This is a genomic window from Rheinheimera sp., from assembly GCF_020217005.1.
GTDB lineage: Bacteria > Pseudomonadota > Gammaproteobacteria > Enterobacterales > Alteromonadaceae > Pararheinheimera.
Genome location: NZ_JAIWOI010000329.1, coordinates 1 through 16639, shown reverse-complemented (window position 1 = coordinate 16639; position 16639 = coordinate 1). Strand labels below are relative to the sequence as shown.

Here is a 16639-nt window from a genome sequence, read left to right as displayed (position 1 = left end):
GCTTTTTTACGTTTTAACGATGTATTGAAGTCTCGAAATTTTCGAGAGCTCAGCTTTAGTTTTGGCAGGATTGTCTGCTTTCAGTGAAAAGCGCCGATCTAGTCGAATCTCAGTAAATTTCCGCTTTTGGCACAGAACCGATCTACGCTTTGAACAATTGCAGACATTCACGCTCTCAGTATGTGTAACTTCGCTTTTAAGGTGAAACCATGACGAAAAACCGTCTCTGTTTGTTAACTTTTATAACCAAGCTCTATTCGCATTTGCTTTATAATGGCATCTCTGAGCAAGCCTAAATTAGTGCCCATTTCTACCATTTTTACTTGGGTAGGTGTTTCGAAATTAAACTCACCAGACATAAATGACTCAGGAGTCATAGACTCTCTAATTTCCTTTAACATCATGGGTTGGAGAGAAAGAATATCTTTGTACAATGATTCAAATTTATCTAGTAACCCAGCCAGTGTATCTGAGCATACAATCCGCAACCCGACTAACTCATGAGTTGCCTTTTGAAAACCTTCCTGAATACCTTTGGTAAATTCATTCATTGTATTTTGATAATTAACTAACGATTCAGGTGAGGACTCTTCTTTATAAAGGCGCAATGAAGCTTCAGGCAATGTTTCAGATAAGAATTTGTCATAATCTTGTCCCGCCAACCGAGCAGCTCTTTCCATCACTTTGAAATATTCTTGGTATTCCGTTTTTCTAGTATCGAACAACTTTTCCTCACGCTCTCTAGTCATTTTATATTTGTGAAGAAAAAATGGAAAAAGCCCTGACGATAGCAATGCCATAGCTGCCGGAATTACATATTTCGGCTCTATCCAAGTCCCAATTAAGCTACAAGATTCTTCTATCAATGCCATAAACTCCGAAGAAAGTTAACGCCCGCAACATGCGTGAATATATGTTTGAGGCGAAGCCTAAACGAAAAAGCAGTCGCCGTGCCTGCCCTTGTTAAGTACTGACACTATGTTGCTGCGCTCATTAATTGGTGCGGGGAGGAGGAATCGAACCCCCTCTCGTTTTTCCTGGATCTGGCAGGTAATTCACAATTACTGATCTCTCGTTCGGATTGAAAGTGTCCCACCAGGCCCGCAAAAACGCCACTCCGCACCAAACGCATGTAATAAATACGATCAAATTATCCATGATTACCTCCATTACGGCTTTCGCTTTCACTTCAACATTCACTTCCAACCCGAACGAGATCACTGCTCTTGCTTCAATACCTACCGTTACCTCCAAGTCATGATGATTTATACGCTTAACAATTGTGTATTGTTGCCAGCACGCGTTATCTGGTTCTACCAGATGAAACAGCAGCATTAACTTATTAATCAACCAACCACCGCTAGCTACTACCAAACGCGTGCTGGCACATTATTACTCTTATCTGGCCTGTTATTTTTAGGTCGATCCACTCTAAGTTTCTAAACTAGAATGTTTTTTCTTTTTCAGCAACAGATAAATGTGCCTATCGATTTGCTCAAAGCTTGCCTGTTTTATGATGAAAGCAAACAACACTGAGTACCCGTCCAGATATATTACGAATATCCGCTTTAGCGCATAGCGTCGGTCTGTTTGAGATTAATTTCTGTGACGCTTAAAGTTAATAAAGTCGCGTTGAAGATAGATACAGGTGCATCGTTGGCACTTCTTGTATGCAATCACCCCCACAAGTCAAAATCACTCTAAAAGACATCATCATGTATAATTAATTCATACTATTGGTAGCAGACCTTGGCATCGCTTTTCGAGGACTTATGAGTAAAGATAATGTTGATTCGGTTCGCTTGGACAGCTGGGTGTGGGCCGCGAGATTCTATAAAACCCGGACTTTGGCAAAAAGCATGATTGAGGGTGGAAAGGTCCAATATAATGGCCAACGCTGCAAAGCGAGCAGAATGGTTGAAGTTGGCGCGACCATTAGACTCACACAGGGTACTGATGAAAAAACAATCATTGTAAAAGGTTTATCAGACAAACGGCTTGCTGCACCTCTCGCTCAGGCGTTATACGAGGAAACCAGCGAAAGCCAAACTTTACGTTTGGAGCGGGCCGAACTTCGAAAAATGAACAACCTTTTCGCTCCACATCCTGATACCAAGCCTGACAAAAAAATGCGGCGACAATTGTTGTTACTTAAATCGCAGCAATCATAATCGGCTTCAATTTCAGATGTGATCGGTTTTGAGCTTTTTTGGGCCTTTGGTCTGGAAAATCGCTTTGAGTCCAAGGCATAAAAACGCGAATTTTGTATCCTTGATACTGGAATTTCGACTCAACAACGCTTGAAATAAATGTATCCTAAAAAATGTATCCACTTATTCAGTGGATTAGTCGATTAAAGTTAGTATTTGCCTAACTTTTGGCTTTACAGGCCTTTAAGTGGATACATAATTTGAAACATATAAAGCGTTGGCTTGTCGTTTTTACAAAACCAGAGCGCTGGCAAAAGACATGATCGAAGGCGGAAAAGTTCATTATAATGGCCAGCGTTGTAAAGCAAGCCGAACTGTTGAAGTCGGAGCAACAGTGAAACTGACACAAGGTACAGACGAGCGCACTGTGCTTGTAGTGGGTTTATCTGACAAAAGACTGTCAGCTCCTTTAGCTCAGGCTCTTTATCAGGAAACAGACGAGAGTATCAAGCTTAAACTTGAACGCGCGGAGTTACGTAAAATGAATGTGCTGTTCGCGCCTCACCCGGAAACCAAACCGGACAAAAAAATGCGGCGTCAATTGCTGCTGATTAAAGCTCAGCAATCCTAGGTCCTAAGGTAATGTTATGAATCAAGATCTGTTAGTACGTTTTTTATTTAACCAGCGCGACGTCAGAGGCGAAATCGCGTACACCTCCGACAGTCTGCAACAAATGCTGCAAAATCACGATTACCCATATCCGGTGAAACAATTGTTGGCGGAACTGGTGGTTGCTACCAGCTTGCTGACAGCGACCTTAAAACTGGATGGTGATATTGCAGTGCAGTTGCAAGGCGATGGTCCTGTGCGTTTTGCCGCAGTCAATGGTACTGCAGAGCAAGAGTTTCGCGGAGTAGCCCGTCTGCAAGCTGAAATAGGCGCTACAGGCTTCAGGGACTTAATAGGTGAAGGCTATATGCTGGTCACTATAACGCCAAAACAAGGTGAACGTTATCAGGGCATTATCCCTTTGACAGGAGATAGCCTGACAGAAACATTAGAAGCCTATTTTGCACAGTCTGAGCAGTTGCCAACCCGTTTGTATCTATTTACTGAACTGACAGAAAGCCACAGCCGGGCAGCGGGTTTACTGTTGCAGGTATTGCCTGTAGACCCTGAAAAAGCCAAACAGGACTTCAGTGATTTAGTGATAGTCACAGACACTATCACCTCAAGCGAATTGCTGAACTTACCCACTGAACAAATGCTACACCGCTTGTATCACGACGAAGAAGTTGAGTTGTTCGCGCCGCAAGCTATACGTTTTGTCTGTGGTTGCTCCAGAGAAAAATGTGAGGCCGCTATTATTAGTCTTGGTAAGTCTGTTATCGAAGAGCATATAGCAGAAGGCAAACTGGAGATCAGTTGTGATTACTGCAACAGTACTTATCTGTTTGATAGTGCAGAATTGTCTTTATTATTGAACAAGTTCTAACACCTTTGCCGCTGTCAGGCCTCACAGCAACAGGCCTGACAGCTTATAGCCTCGCCCTGTAACCCACCTTGTAAGCTTTCATTTTTCCTTTGATTTTCCAACAAAAGGCTGTTTTTCGTGGTGTTTTAGCCGTCTAAATGGAGTACAATCGTGCCGAACCCTATTAAAAAACCATAAATTTACTGACCTACGTACCTCAAGGAGTCACCCTACAATGACCTCTACAATCACTCGCCATCTTGATTTAACAGTGGCTGATTTAGTTGAACACGCTATTCGTCGTAATGAAGGTGTATTAGCGGACAACGGCGCTTTAGTGGTTAAAACCGGTCATAGAACTGGTCGCTCACCTACGGATCGCTTCATCGTCAAAGAAGCCAGTACAGAACAGGATATTCAATGGGGCAACGTCAATCGTCCTTTTGATCCGGTGAAATTCTCTGCACTTTGGGCCCGTGTCAGTGACTTTATCGCGACCAAAGAACATTTTGTCTCTCACCTTGAAGTAGGTGCAGACCCGGAACACTACATTCCGATGACTGTGACTACAGAGACAGCCTGGCAACATATTTTTGCCAAAAACCTGTTTATCACTCCTGCACAGTGGAACAAAGCGGGCAAAGAGAGTTGGCAAATTCTGAACGTGCCTTCCTTTGAATGTGACCCAGAGCGTGACGGTACTAACAGTGATGGCACTGTAATGATCAACTTTGCCGAGCGCAAAGTATTATTGGCTGGCATGCGTTATGCTGGCGAAATGAAAAAAGCCATGTTCTCTGTGCAAAACTTCCTGTTACCAGCCAAAGGCGTCCTGCCAATGCACTGCTCAGCTAACGTAGGAGAAGCCGGCGATACCACTTTATTCTTTGGTTTGTCAGGCACAGGTAAAACGACTCTATCTGCAGACCCGAAACGCTTCCTGATCGGTGATGACGAACACGGCTGGGCACCAAACTCAGTCTTCAATATTGAAGGCGGTTGCTATGCTAAATGTATCGACCTGTCGCAGAAAAATGAGCCTGTGATTTGGGATGCAATCCGCTTCGGCACTATTCTGGAAAACGTGGTGTTAGATGCTAACCGCACGCCGGATTATAAAGACGCCAGCCTGACGCAAAACAGCCGCGCTGCTTATCCATTAGCTCACGTCGAAAAACGTGTACTGGAAAACCGTGCTGGCGAGCCTAAAGCCGTAGTCTTCCTGACCTGTGATGTGAGCGGTGTATTACCACCTGTGTCTATCCTGTCAGAAGAAGCCGCCGCTTATCACTTCTTAAGTGGTTACACCGCCAAAGTAGGTTCGACTGAAATTGGTTCAACCTCTGCCATTGAGTCGACCTTCTCGACTTGTTTTGGTGCACCGTTTTTCCCACGCCCGGCCGGTGTTTACGCTGAGCTGTTGATCAAACGTGTACGTGAATTTGGCAGCAAAGTGTATTTAGTCAACACAGGCTGGACAGGCGGTCCACACGGTGTGGGTAAACGTTTTGATATCCCAACCACCCGTGGCATTATCGACGCTATAGTCTCTGGCGAATTAGCCACGGCTGAAACTGTACATTTACCACAGTTGAACCTAAACGTACCTTTGAAAGTCACAGGCGTGGACAGCACTTTGTTAAACCCAAGAGATACCTGGGCTGACAAAGCGGCTTACGATCAGTACGCAGCTAAACTGGCGGCGGAGTTTGCTAATAACTTTAAGAAATACGATGTATCTGATGCGATCCGCAACGCAGGTCCAAAAGTGGCTTAATGTTTGACTGACATTGAATTTGATGAAAAGGCTCCCATTGGGAGCCTTTTTTTATGTGGTTTTAGTTTGGCTTAAAGGTAAATATACAGTCACCACCAATCCGCCATAAGCATGGTTATGCATACTGATATGGCCATGGTGCATATCGACAATCTTTTTGATAATAGCCAGGCCTAAACCTGATCCCCCGCTGCCGCGGGCTGTATCACCTTGAGCAAAAGGCTCAAACATACGTTGCATTTCGTGCTCAGGAATACCAGGGCCATGATCCCGCACTTGCACATAAACCTTACGGCTGGCGCGCTCAACTCCTGTACTTACTTCAATAACTCCCTCTGAATACTTCAGCGCATTTTCTATCAGATTGGTCAGTACGCGTTTTATCGCGATACGGCGCAAGGGCACAGGAGGTAAAGATTCACAAAGGCTGGCTTTAATCTCTCGCTTTTGCAATCTATCAGCACTGATCTGCTCCTGCACCAATAGATTCAAATCTTCTTCGTCCAAAGCTTCTTCTTTGTGATGCCGAATGTAATCTATAAACTGGTCGATGATTGCATTCATGTCTTCAATGTCACTGACAATGCCATCTTTAATCCAGCTATCATGCTCACTCACCATTTCACTGGCCAAGCGGATGCGGGTTAATGGTGTACGTAAGTCATGCGACACACCAGCCATTAACAAAGCTCTGTCTTTCTCAAGTTGACTTATCCCTTTAGCCATACGGTTAAAGGCCTTAGTCACAGCAACTATCTCAGTGGACCCGCGCTCAGGCAGAGGCTCTGGCATTTCACCACGACCAACTTTTAATGCGGCTTGCTGCAAGCCCTGTAAAGGCCTGTTGAGCTGACGCGCAAATAGCCATCCACCGGCCACACTTAAAAAACCTATGACAAAAACATAAATTTTCAAAGGTGAAAAATCAGTTTCATCCAACCCCGTCAGCGGCACTTTCACCCAATAGTGGGGCGCCTGAGGAGGTTTAACCCAAAACGCATAACTATTTTGTTGAGCAATACGTACTTCGGCTGGCCCGCCAAGTTCTAACGACATTTCCTCAGAAAAATACTGATAGAAGCTGGCTTCGTTTAATCCGTTCAGAGGTGCAGTCGCATCAGTGTAGACCTCTATGCCTGTAGCCTGTTGAAATCTTTTAGTTAATTCCTCAGACAACAGAACATCACTATGCTCTACATCGATAAAGACCACTTTGATTTGCTTAGCGATTAGATGGTTTATTTGTTGATAACTGGGCTTTATCACGTAATAGACTACGGATAAGTACGACACCAACTGATTAATCAGCAGCAAAATACCTATCAGAAAGACTGTCTGGCCAAAAGCACTGCGAGGGAACAAACGCATTTAGCTGACAGCACCATCAGGTACAAACACATAGCCCAGACCCCAAACAGTTTGGATATAACGTGGATTAGCAGGATCATCCTCCAGCATACGACGCAAACGGGACACCTGAACATCGATACTGCGTTCCATGGCAGAGTAATCACGACCACGCGCCATGTTCATTAATTTGTCACGCGACAAAGGTTCGCGGGCATGAGTCACCAGCACTTTCAATACTGCAAATTCGCCGCTGGTTAAAGGCATCAGTTCTTCACCTTTTCGCATTTCGCGGGTCGCAAGATTAAATACAAAAGGACCAAACTTCACCTGACTTTCTTCGACAGCTGGTGCACCAGGTAACTCTTTGGATTTGCGACGCAACACAGCCCGGATACGGGCTAATAATTCACGGGGATTAAATGGCTTTGGCAGGTAATCGTCAGCTCCCATTTCCAGACCAATAATACGGTCCACTTCATCTCCTTTGGCGGTCAGCATAATAATAGGAATTTCATTTTCCTGCTGACGCAGTTTACGACAAATAGACAGACCATCTTCACCAGGCAGCATCAAATCCAACACCACCAAATGGAAGTTTTCGCGCTCCATTAACCTTTGCATCTGCTCGAAATTAGCTGAGGTACGGACGATGTAACCTTGTTCGACCAAATAACGTTCTAATAAAGAACGTAACCTCATGTCATCATCGACCACTAAAATTTTTGTTGTTTCTTGTCCGAGCATAGCAATCCCTCCACTGATTAATGCCACTATAAACGAAAAACCCGGTGCATGGAGGGCATGCGCCGGGTTCAGTTGTTACAAAATTTGTCTGCTTTTGTTTGATTAACTTATTCAGGTTGCACCTTCTCAACTTTACGCATCGGTGGGTTCACCCAAACCACGTGAGCTGTATGAGCATTAAGCCGTGTGGAGTTTTCTTGTTTCTCTAAGGTCTTTTGATCAATCACGTAAGCATAATCTGGCGCTGAGCTGCAGCCTGTCATCACAAGAGCCGTAGCAAGGACTATCAGACCTGTTAATTTTACTTTCATTGTTGGCCTCCTTTGTTAAGCACATTTTCACTATAGTAGGCCAAGTCAATTTCGCCTAGCATATTTTTGTTACATCTAAATGACAGTGATGAAATTTTTAAAAAAAATTTCATTAAATACCGTATATGCATGATTAATATGTATTTATTTTTTCAATCTTCTTAATTTGAAGACAAAGTGTATTCCGCTGTTTTGTGGTAGCTATTGAAATTCATCAGCTTCCCTTTCCACTTTGCAGTGAAATGGTTATAAAGTCAGACCAGAATCACCTTGTTTTTTGTCACTTAGTCACCGGATAGCATGAGTAAAACAGAGTTAGTCACCCGCGAAGGTTATGAAGCCTTACAACAGGAGTTAAACCATCTATGGCGGGAAAAACGCCCGGATACCACGGCCAAAGTGGCTTGGGCGGCCAGTCTGGGCGATCGTAGTGAAAATGCGGACTATCAATACAACAAGAAACTTTTGCGCGAAATAGACAGAAGAGTCCGGTATTTACGCAAACGCCTGGAAGTGATTAAAGTGGTGGATTATTCACCACAACAAGATGGCAGGGTGTTTTTTGGTGCCTGGGTTGAAATTGAAAATGACGAAGGTGAACAACTGACCTTTCGTATTGTCGGGCCTGATGAGATTTATGGTCGCAATGATTACATTTCGATAGACTCCCCTATGGCCAGGGCTTTGATTAAAAAACAAGCAGATGATGAAGTGAAAGTGCCGACACCCACCGGCATCAAAGAATGGTGGATTAACAAAATCTGGTATCCCCAACAAAAAAACTAAGGTGTGTTATGTATCAGCAAGTATTGAATCAACAACAGCTGTATTTTGCCAGCGGCATCACCAAAAATCTGAACTGGCGTAGACAGCAACTGAAACAACTTCAATTGCTGCTGACGTCGCATCAAAGCGAGTTATTACAGGCCTTACAACAAGATTTAGCAAAACCGTCCTTTGAGGCCATGCTCAGTGAAATAAATTACTTGCATTCAGACATTAAACATTGCCTTAGCAAGCTGAAAAGTTGGGCCAAACCACGCCGGGTCAGCACGGGTCTGCGTACTTTTCCTTCAATGGCTTTTATTCAACCTGAACCTTATGGCTCCGTACTCATTATCAGCGCCTGGAATTACCCGCTTCAGCTCGCTCTGGCTCCTTTGGTCGCTGTGTTGTCTGCGGGTAACTGTGCCGTACTCAAACCCTCTGAACTGGCTCCGGCCACTTCTGCCATTATGGCCCGTTTACTACCCTTGTATTTAGATAAAGAGGCTGTGGTTGTCATCGAAGGCGGCGTGGCTGAGACTACAGAGTTATTGAAACTGCCTTTTGATCATATTATGTACACAGGCAATGGCCAGGTCGGCAAAATTGTGCTGCGAGCCGCCGCTGAACATTTAACCCCAGTCACTTTAGAACTAGGTGGCAAAAGCCCGGTCTATGTCGACAGCAGTGCCGATTTAAAGCTGACAGCTCAGCGTATAGCCTGGGGTAAATGGCTCAATGCAGGCCAAACCTGCATAGCACCTGATTATATTCTGGCGCACAAAGATATAGCTCAGTCATTGGCGGAAGAAATTAAGGCGCAGTTGCACCAGATGTATGGTGACGATCCCAAACTCAGTCCTGACTATGGCCGTATTATTAACCAGCGCCACTTAAAACGGGTGCACAGTTATCTGGACGGTACCAATGTATATCACGGTGGTGAAGTGGACCTGGAGCAGTTGTATTTCAGTCCGACTCTAGTACTGGACCCACCTCTTGAGAGTCCTTTGATGACAGAGGAAATCTTTGGCCCCGTACTGCCTCTGATTTCTATCGGCGGTTTTGATGCCGCCGTAGCTTTAGTGCAGAAACGCGACAAACCATTGTCAGCCTATTTGTTCAGCAATAGCAGTACACAGCAACAGCAATGGGTGGAGCAAATCAGCAGTGGCAGTCAGTGTATTAACGATGTACTGATGTTTATGGCTGTATCCGAATTGCCTTTTGGTGGTGTAGGCCCCAGTGGTATGGGGCAGTATTCAGGCAAAGCAGGTTTTGAACAATTTAGCCATTTGAAATCTGTATTAAAACGCCCACTTTGGCCTGAACTTCCGGTGCGTTTCGCGCCTTACGCCGATTGGAAAGCTAAAGTGTTGAACTGGCTCAGTTAGCCAACTGGTTTGGACAAAACACGCTTCAGCGTTTTGCTATTGGATTTTTTAGCCTTAACAGTGGACAATTGCCGCAGTTGATAAGAACCAGTCCGGCTTTTACTTGTCTCAAAGTCGCCGGATGCTAAGGAAGCTTTAAGTTATGTCTATGATTATTAAACAAATTGCTCTGGAAATTTCAGCACGTCCAGAGCAGGTTGCAGCAGCTATTCAGTTGATGGACGAAGGCGCTACTGTGCCTTTTATCGCCCGTTACCGTAAAGAAGTCACAGGTGGCCTGGACGATACCCAGCTACGTAACCTGGATCTGCGCTTGACTTATTTGCGTGAGCTGGAAGACAGACGTCAGGTCATTATCAAAACCATAGATGAACAAGGCAAGCTGACACCAGAGCTGAAACAAGAACTGTTGGCGGCAGACAATAAAACCCGTTTAGAAGATTTGTATTTGCCTTATAAGGCAAAACGCCGTACCAAAGGCCAAATCGCTATTGAAGCGGGCTTAGAACCTCTGGCCAATGCGCTGTTTAACGACCCCACTTTAGTGCCGGAGCAACAAGCTGCCACTTATTTAAACGCCGAAGCTGGTTTTGCCGACAGCAAAGCTGTGCTGGATGGTGTGAAATACATTCTGATGGAACGTTTTGCCGAAGATGCAGCGTTGCTGGCAAAATTGCGCCGTCACTTAAGCCAGAATGCCGTACTGAAAAGCAGCATGGTGGCAGGTAAAGAGCAGGAAGGCGCTAAGTTCCGCGATTATTTTGAACACAAAGAAGCTTTTAAAACAGTGCCGTCCCATCGCGCATTGGCGATGTTCCGTGGCCGCAACGAAGGCATTTTAAACCTGCAATTGCAACCTGATGCCGACGACACTTCTGCTCATGCCATCTGCGAACAAATGATCGCCAACCATTTTGATATCCGCCAGCAAGGCCGTGCTGCTGATGATTTTCTGCGTACTGTTGTGCAATGGACCTGGAAAGTAAAATTACACCTGCATTTAGAAAATGACTTGTTAGGCGAATTGCGTGAGCAAGCCGAAGAGGAAGCCATTAAAGTATTTGCCCGTAACTTAAAAGACTTATTAATGGCCGCCCCGGCTGGTATGCGCCCTACGCTGGCACTGGACCCGGGTTTACGTACTGGTGTGAAAGTCACTGCTATTGATGAAACCGGCAAGCTGGTGGACCAGACCACTGTATTCCCTCATGCCCCACAAAATCACTGGGACAAATCTGTCCGCACTTTAGCGGCTTTAGCTAAACAACACAAAATTGAGCTGATCGCTATTGGTAACGGTACAGCTTCACGCGAAACCGACAAGTTAGCCGCCGATGTGATCAAACTGCTGCCAGAACAGAATATCAGCAAAATTATGGTGTCTGAAGCCGGTGCTTCGGTGTATTCAGCTTCCGAGCTGGCCTCACAGGAATTCCCGGATCTGGATGTATCCTTACGTGGTGCTGTGTCTATAGGCCGTCGTTTACAGGATCCATTGGCCGAGTTGGTGAAAGTGGAGCCTAAAGCTATAGGTGTTGGGCAATACCAGCACGATGTGAACCAAAGCTTGTTAGCGAAGTCTCTGGACGCCGTAGTGGAAGACTGTGTAAACGCCGTTGGTGTGGATTTAAATATGGCGTCCGTGCCTTTACTGGCAAGGGTAGCAGGTTTAAACAAAACGCTGGCCCAAAATATTGTGGTGTACCGTGACACCCACGGCCGCTTCCAGCAACGTAAAGATTTATTGAAAGTTGCCCGCTTAGGGCCTAAAGCTTATGAACAAGCTGCAGGTTTCCTTCGTATTAACAAAGGTTTGGATCCTTTGGATTCCTCTTCAGTTCACCCTGAAGCTTATCCTTTAGTGGAAAAAATTCTGGCGAAATTTGGCCAACCTATAGAGCAACTGCTGGGCAACAGCGCTTTCTTAAAAAGCCTGAATCCTGCCGATTTTGTCGACGAGCATTTTGGTCTGCCTACAGTAGAAGACGTGATTAAAGAGCTGGATAAACCAGGCCGTGATCCTCGCCCTGAATTTAAAACTGCTGCCTTTAAAGATGGCGTAGAAACCATGGCCGACTTAAAGCCTGGTATGTTGCTGGAAGGCGTGGTCACTAATGTCACCAACTTTGGCGCTTTCGTCGATATCGGCGTGCATCAGGACGGCTTAGTGCATATTTCTTCTTTAACGGACAAGTTTGTCTCAGACCCACATCAGGTGGTTAAAGCTGGCGATATCGTCAAAGTGAAAGTACTGGAAGTTGAACTGGACCGTAAACGTATAGCGTTAACGATGCGAATGGACGAACAACCGGCGGCCAAGGGCGCTGGCGGTGCCGGAAAAGAGGCGTCACGTTCTGCAGGCTCAGGTTCAGCCAAAGCGGCTAAACCAGCAAAAACGCCAGAAGTACCAAATGCCGCTATGGGCAATGCTTTTGCTCAGGCTTTTGCCAAGTTTAAAAAGTAATACCCTCGATTTGGCACTATAAAACAAAAGCCGGGTCTGCCCGGCTTTTGTTTAAATTCTATTCCAACCATATATCCACTGGAGTTGGATCAGGTAGCGTTAAGCAATTTGCAATAAAGGCCGTTCAGAAACCTGAGTTGCTCTGGCATAAAAACCTGAAATCACATCAGAACGCAGTGACATTAATGGGTCACGCTGCAGAGATTTGAAATCAGCAGGTGCAAAATCATTGGCCTCATTATTCGCAGGCGCTTCATAGGGCTCCCATTCAGTACCATCAGAAGAAGCAGTTTGTGCTGTTTTCTCCGGACTTGCAGTAGCCATCTGCGCAATTTCTGCCGCTAAATCGGCTTGGGCTTCCATTAAGGTACGACTTGCCTGAGCTGCTACAGCCCGGTCTGCATTAGATGGCTCTGCTGGGGCTAAAGCAGCAGCTTTAACCTGCTGCATTTTTTGGATGGTAGCACGTGGATCATTAGGTACTTCAGACACATCAATACGGACTTCACCACCTACTGCGTATTGCTGACCATCGGGACCAGTTTCATATTCATAGCTGGGTGCACCGGCATATTGACCGCCAATAGCTGCATGAGCCTGCTCGTGAACTTTTACTTCCTGATCCCGGGCTTTTAATTCCGCAATACGTTTTTGTTCAGCCTGCTCTTCTTTTTGCTGCTGAGGATCGTCTTTTTGCTGTTCAGAGGAACCTTGTTTCTCCTGATCTGAACCTGATTGCGGATCTTTTTCCACTACGGCCTGACGGTATTCTAAGCCTTTGGTTTTGACGTCTTCATATGTACTTGGGGTAGGACTGTTACCATTGCGGCTTTTTTCATCCGCCATCAGGCCTTTTTCGGCAGCAGAGCGTTCCATAGCTGCGACAGGTTCAATAACTTCACGACGCAAATTATCGCGCCGGACCATATCCATGGCCGGATTACCAGTGTGCAATGGCACATTTGGGTAATTCGAAGTCAGTAACATAAAGCTTAATTACACCCTTAAATCAATTATAGAACCCAACATCTCGTCGGCTGTTTTTACAGACTTCATATTGGCTTCAGCATTAATTTGTTCATTAGTTAACGTCACCAGACTTTGCTCTATTGAGGGGCCAGTACTTGGCTCCACCGGAGTTTCCAGTGCACGTTGATTACTGCTTTGGGCAGTTTGCTGATTTATATTTGCGGTCGCTTCAGTCACAGCGTCTGATGCACGCTGAAAGCCCTGAAAACCGCTCGTAAAGGCTGAACTGATTTCCATCCTGACCTCGTTGACTAATTTAACTGAGTAATTATTAGTCATTTTTCGGCAAAACGAAAGCCCGGCGGCAAGTATTTGCCGCCAAATTGCAGATTTTTCTAATTTAGTTAAATTTAATCGGACAAATGTGGCAATAAAAGGGAAATAAACTCTTGTTGATGCGAAATAAAAGGTGCGTGTGAGGATTTCTGCAGTATAGCCAACTGTAACTCAGGGCGTAAACTTTGTAACAAGGGGGCTATAGCGACGGGGACCAGTGAGTCCAAACGACCTAAAATGCTAAAAACGGGCAATGTTAAAGCGGCAAATTCTTGCCTCATATCTAAAGTGGCCAATAACTCCAGTCCACCTTGTAAAGCAGTAGCCGAAGGCAAAGCTAAACTCAAGACTGCTTGTTTTAATAGTTTAATATCCTGCCGTGCTGTGCTGCTGCCCATGGCCTGAATAGCTAAAAATCGCTCTACTGTTAAGGCCAGATCCTGCTGCAATTGACCAGCAAATTGCTGCATCACCCGCCCTTCCATGCCTGGCCAGTTGTCTTTCGCCATAAAACAGGGCGAACTGGCAATTAGCCCCAGCTTCTGTACTTTTTCCGGGTAGCGGCTGGCTAATGCTATGGCCAATACCCCACCTAAAGACCAGCCTATCAAAATGCTTTGATCCGGGATTTGCTCAGCCAATTGCGTCAGCACAGAGTCAATATCATAGGACTCAGGACAAGGAGACAAACCAAAGCCAGGCAGATCAGGCGTCCTTATATCCAGTTCTTTTGGTAATGCCAACACCAGTTGCGACCAGACCTGATGGTTTAAGCCCCAGCCATGCAAGAACACCACTGGGGTTTGGCTAAATTTTAGTTGTTCGCTCATTCACTCGACCATACTTGAGGTTATGACAGGCCTTTTATCAAAGCAGGGATGCAGATGCAAGCGACTTTATTGCAGCGACTGGTGCATCATCTAGCGCCAAACAGCTGTCTTTGGTGCCAAATGCAGGTGCAACAACCGCAGGCCCAGCTATGCGATTTTTGCCATGCTCAATTACCTAAATTGGATTTAAGCTGGGTTGAACACAATGCTTTGTTACTACCTCAAGTCGCACAAGGTTTCACCAGGCCCAAGTTTGATCGTCTTTGCAGCTTAAGTTGGTACCGACAACCTTACCGCCATTGGATCAGCCAGTGGAAATTTCAGCAGCATCACGCAGCAGGCGAGTTGTTGTGTCAGTTGATTTATCAGCAGGCACTAGTCTATCAACAGCAAGGTGGCTCCCTGCCGGATTGTATTAGCTATACACCCATATCTAATCAAAGACTGCAGGAAAGAGGCTTTAATCAGGCAAAACTGTTGGCACTACAGCTCTCTGCCGCCTGGCAAAAACCTTGTGTCAGTTTGTTTCAAAGCACAAATTTAGTACCCCATCAGATTGGACTGAATCGCAAAGAGCGGCTGGCGAATTTAAAAGGCAAAATTGAGCTGCAAAAACGCGCCCTGCCCGCTCATGTCACTTTGGTGGACGACGTCATAACTACAGGGGCCACTCTGGATTACCTGAGCGCTTTGCTCAAAGCTAAAGGAGTCCAGACCGTCAGCGTCTGGACTCTGGCCATCACCAGGGCTAAATAACCTGAACTCGGGGTAATGAGTGTCGGCGCTCTTTGATTTAGCCAATAAAATCAATGCAGTAAAATTACACCTTTTAAACACTATATTCTTTACCAACGGAATGCGCAGATTTTTGTGGATCTCAAGGCGCTTTGTCGTACGCCATAGTGAGCTATGGCTAGACAGAGCAACGCAGAGAGGCGGCAAAAAGATGCCTATTCAGCGACGCGGCTTACACCGAGTTCAGGTTATCTAATGCGCTTCGTCTTCGTGGGCTTCTTCGCCTTCGCCATCAGAGGACTCCGCGCTAAACATTTTGCCAAAATACAAAGCGTTGATCAGTAAACGGCTGGAGCCAACAAAATAGCCACGGAACACCGGATTATCTGTCATGCCAATGACACGACCTTCGCCATGATTATGCGCAACGACTGCCGCACCTTCAGCGATACGGCTGACATATTCGGGCGCTGTATAACCGGCCAGTTGAGGTTTATCTGTATACCGAGCCACGTTGATAAAAGGCTCTTCACTGGGCGCCAACAAGAAAGTGCCATTTTTAAACACGGGCAGGTTTTTATTCGACAGACCAAAAGTTAAAGGATGACTTAAATCCAGTTGCGTCTGATAAATAGCACCAGCAATACGGCGCTGACCAGCCAGACTTTCTTTATCGGCATAACTTAAACCTTGATCAACAATCAGCATACTCATGTCTGCAGAGTTCCAGGCTTTGGTTTTCAATAAACCTGAGCGCACCAACAAGGCTGCGCCACCTTTGTGCCCCCAAAGCACGCCACCTTTTTTCACCCAGTCATTCAGCAATTGTTGCTCCTTTTGCTGCACGCTGTTGTAACTGCCATCCGGTAAAATGATGTGAGTGTAGCGACTTAAATCCACACGGCTTAAACGCTGAGGTTCGATTAAACTTGGCGAAATACCAGCCAGTTTTTCCAGATTAAACCAAACTTCGCCAGCTTCAGTGGAGTTGACATCAGGGCCTGCCACCAAAAGCACATTAGGTTTAGTCACAGGCACAAAACCATTACTGCCTAAATCCTGGCCCTTAGCGGTTAAGCCTGACGTAAGAGCTGTGATGGCTAAGCCTGTTTGCTGCTGGGCTTTACCTAAAAGTTCAAACCAGTTGTTGTGCTGCTGCAAACCAGCCGCTATAACGATAGCACCAGCGCTAAAGGCCTGTTCGCCCTCTGCTGTTTTGGCAAAAAATGGCTTGCTGGCAGCGCGTAATACCACACCTTGATCCAACAGCGCCTGAGCCAGCAAGGGTGCCTTTTGATCGGCCCAGTCAAAGGCATAGGCATAAGCACCGGCGGATGGC

General features: G+C 45.7%; 16 protein-coding genes and 2 pseudogenes. 9 read left to right on the top strand and 9 right to left on the bottom strand.

Annotated features, from left to right (window positions below; translation table 11 throughout):
* Positions 1–233: 233 nt before the first annotated feature.
* Both LDL40_RS16145 and LDL40_RS16140 read right to left on the bottom strand, forming a co-directional pair.
* Entirely contained in the window at positions 234–872 is a 639-nt protein-coding gene (locus tag LDL40_RS16145) for a hypothetical protein (RefSeq protein WP_300996475.1), read from the bottom strand.
* Between the two features lie 121 nt (positions 873–993).
* Positions 994–1350, bottom strand: a complete 357-nt coding sequence (locus LDL40_RS16140; protein WP_300996474.1) for a hypothetical protein — start codon at positions 1348–1350, stop codon at positions 994–996.
* 422 nt (positions 1351–1772) lie between these two features.
* On the opposite strand from LDL40_RS16140, the gene hslR reads away from it, so the two are divergent.
* From hslR to LDL40_RS16115, 5 genes and pseudogenes are all read left to right on the top strand, one after another.
* Entirely contained in the window at positions 1773–2171 is a 399-nt protein-coding gene (gene hslR, locus LDL40_RS16135; RefSeq protein WP_300996473.1) for a ribosome-associated heat shock protein Hsp15, read from the top strand.
* A gap of 256 nt (positions 2172–2427) precedes the next feature.
* Positions 2428–2535 (top strand): annotated as a pseudogene (locus LDL40_RS16130) (S4 domain-containing protein); the annotation flags it as partial.
* 9 nt (positions 2536–2544) lie between these two features.
* Positions 2545–2781: a heat-shock protein Hsp15 gene (locus tag LDL40_RS16125; RefSeq protein WP_300996476.1), complete on the top strand. Its 237-nt coding sequence runs from the start codon at positions 2545–2547 to the stop codon at positions 2779–2781.
* A gap of 16 nt (positions 2782–2797) precedes the next feature.
* Complete coding sequence (gene hslO / locus LDL40_RS16120; protein ID WP_300996472.1) at positions 2798–3646, top strand: Hsp33 family molecular chaperone HslO; 849 nt, start codon at positions 2798–2800, stop codon at positions 3644–3646.
* 214 nt (positions 3647–3860) lie between these two features.
* Entirely contained in the window at positions 3861–5402 is a 1542-nt protein-coding gene (locus LDL40_RS16115; protein ID WP_300996471.1) for a phosphoenolpyruvate carboxykinase, read from the top strand.
* Positions 5403–5453: 51 nt separating this feature from the next.
* Here the strand turns inward: LDL40_RS16115 and envZ are convergent, their stop codons facing one another.
* The 3 genes from envZ to LDL40_RS16100 form a co-directional block, all read right to left on the bottom strand.
* Entirely contained in the window at positions 5454–6770 is a 1317-nt protein-coding gene (gene envZ / locus LDL40_RS16110; protein ID WP_300996470.1) for a two-component system sensor histidine kinase EnvZ, read from the bottom strand.
* Complete coding sequence (ompR, locus tag LDL40_RS16105) at positions 6771–7496, bottom strand: two-component system response regulator OmpR (RefSeq protein WP_300996469.1); 726 nt, start codon at positions 7494–7496, stop codon at positions 6771–6773.
* A gap of 107 nt (positions 7497–7603) precedes the next feature.
* Positions 7604–7807, bottom strand: a complete 204-nt coding sequence (locus LDL40_RS16100) for a hypothetical protein (protein WP_300996468.1) — start codon at positions 7805–7807, stop codon at positions 7604–7606.
* A 300-nt stretch (positions 7808–8107) separates the two neighbouring features.
* Here LDL40_RS16100 and greB point away from each other — a divergent pair, with 300 nt between their 5' ends.
* The 3 genes from greB (at position 8108) to LDL40_RS16085 (ending at position 12430) form a co-directional block, all read left to right on the top strand.
* Entirely contained in the window at positions 8108–8593 is a 486-nt protein-coding gene (greB, locus tag LDL40_RS16095; protein ID WP_300996467.1) for a transcription elongation factor GreB, read from the top strand.
* Positions 8594–8601: 8 nt separating this feature from the next.
* Positions 8602–9966 carry an aldehyde dehydrogenase family protein gene (locus tag LDL40_RS16090; protein WP_300996466.1) on the top strand — a complete coding sequence of 455 codons (1365 nt, stop codon included), beginning with the start codon at positions 8602–8604 and terminating at the stop codon, positions 9964–9966.
* Positions 9967–10108: 142 nt separating this feature from the next.
* Positions 10109–12430 (top strand): Tex family protein, encoded by a 2322-nt coding sequence (locus LDL40_RS16085; protein WP_300996465.1) that lies wholly within the window; start codon positions 10109–10111, stop codon positions 12428–12430.
* A 99-nt stretch (positions 12431–12529) separates the two neighbouring features.
* On the opposite strand, the gene LDL40_RS16080 is transcribed toward LDL40_RS16085, so the two are convergent.
* The 3 genes from LDL40_RS16080 to bioH all read right to left on the bottom strand — a co-directional run bounded on the left by LDL40_RS16080 (position 12530) and on the right by bioH (position 14565).
* Entirely contained in the window at positions 12530–13417 is an 888-nt protein-coding gene (locus LDL40_RS16080; RefSeq protein ID WP_300996464.1) for a putative metalloprotease CJM1_0395 family protein, read from the bottom strand.
* A 9-nt stretch (positions 13418–13426) separates the two neighbouring features.
* Positions 13427–13696, bottom strand: a complete 270-nt coding sequence (locus LDL40_RS16075; RefSeq protein ID WP_300996463.1) for an excinuclease ATPase subunit — start codon at positions 13694–13696, stop codon at positions 13427–13429.
* 113 nt (positions 13697–13809) lie between these two features.
* Positions 13810–14565, bottom strand: coding sequence for a pimeloyl-ACP methyl ester esterase BioH (gene bioH, locus LDL40_RS16070; RefSeq protein ID WP_300996462.1), 756 nt, complete (start codon positions 14563–14565; stop codon positions 13810–13812).
* A 54-nt stretch (positions 14566–14619) separates the two neighbouring features.
* Between bioH and LDL40_RS16065 the strand changes: the two genes are divergently transcribed.
* A complete protein-coding gene (locus tag LDL40_RS16065) occupies positions 14620–15321 on the top strand; it encodes a ComF family protein (protein WP_300996461.1) in 702 nt (233 codons plus the stop codon).
* Positions 15322–15552: 231 nt separating this feature from the next.
* Here the strand turns inward: LDL40_RS16065 and LDL40_RS16060 are convergent.
* A pseudogene (locus LDL40_RS16060) lies at positions 15553–16639 on the bottom strand (peptidase M14); the annotation flags it as partial.

Bases quoted from the DNA above. Each gene is read 5' to 3' on its own strand.
- LDL40_RS16085 (WP_300996465.1), top strand. From the start codon at position 10,109: ATGTCTATGATTATTAAACAAATTGCTCTGGAAATTTCAGCACGTCCA.
- LDL40_RS16100 (WP_300996468.1), bottom strand. From the start codon at position 7,807: ATGAAAGTAAAATTAACAGGTCTGATAGTCCTTGCTACGGCTCTTGTG.
- greB (WP_300996467.1), top strand. From the start codon at position 8,108: ATGAGTAAAACAGAGTTAGTCACCCGCGAAGGTTATGAAGCCTTACAA.
- bioH (WP_300996462.1), bottom strand. From the start codon at position 14,565: ATGAGCGAACAACTAAAATTTAGCCAAACCCCAGTGGTGTTCTTGCAT.
- LDL40_RS16065 (WP_300996461.1), top strand. From the start codon at position 14,620: ATGCAAGCGACTTTATTGCAGCGACTGGTGCATCATCTAGCGCCAAAC.
- envZ (WP_300996470.1), bottom strand. From the start codon at position 6,770: ATGCGTTTGTTCCCTCGCAGTGCTTTTGGCCAGACAGTCTTTCTGATA.
- hslR (WP_300996473.1), top strand. From the start codon at position 1,773: ATGAGTAAAGATAATGTTGATTCGGTTCGCTTGGACAGCTGGGTGTGG.
- LDL40_RS16090 (WP_300996466.1), top strand. From the start codon at position 8,602: ATGTATCAGCAAGTATTGAATCAACAACAGCTGTATTTTGCCAGCGGC.
- ompR (WP_300996469.1), bottom strand. From the start codon at position 7,496: ATGCTCGGACAAGAAACAACAAAAATTTTAGTGGTCGATGATGACATG.
- LDL40_RS16115 (WP_300996471.1), top strand. From the start codon at position 3,861: ATGACCTCTACAATCACTCGCCATCTTGATTTAACAGTGGCTGATTTA.
- hslO (WP_300996472.1), top strand. From the start codon at position 2,798: ATGAATCAAGATCTGTTAGTACGTTTTTTATTTAACCAGCGCGACGTC.
- LDL40_RS16075 (WP_300996463.1), bottom strand. From the start codon at position 13,696: ATGGAAATCAGTTCAGCCTTTACGAGCGGTTTTCAGGGCTTTCAGCGT.
- LDL40_RS16080 (WP_300996464.1), bottom strand. From the start codon at position 13,417: ATGTTACTGACTTCGAATTACCCAAATGTGCCATTGCACACTGGTAAT.
- LDL40_RS16145 (WP_300996475.1), bottom strand. From the start codon at position 872: ATGGCATTGATAGAAGAATCTTGTAGCTTAATTGGGACTTGGATAGAG.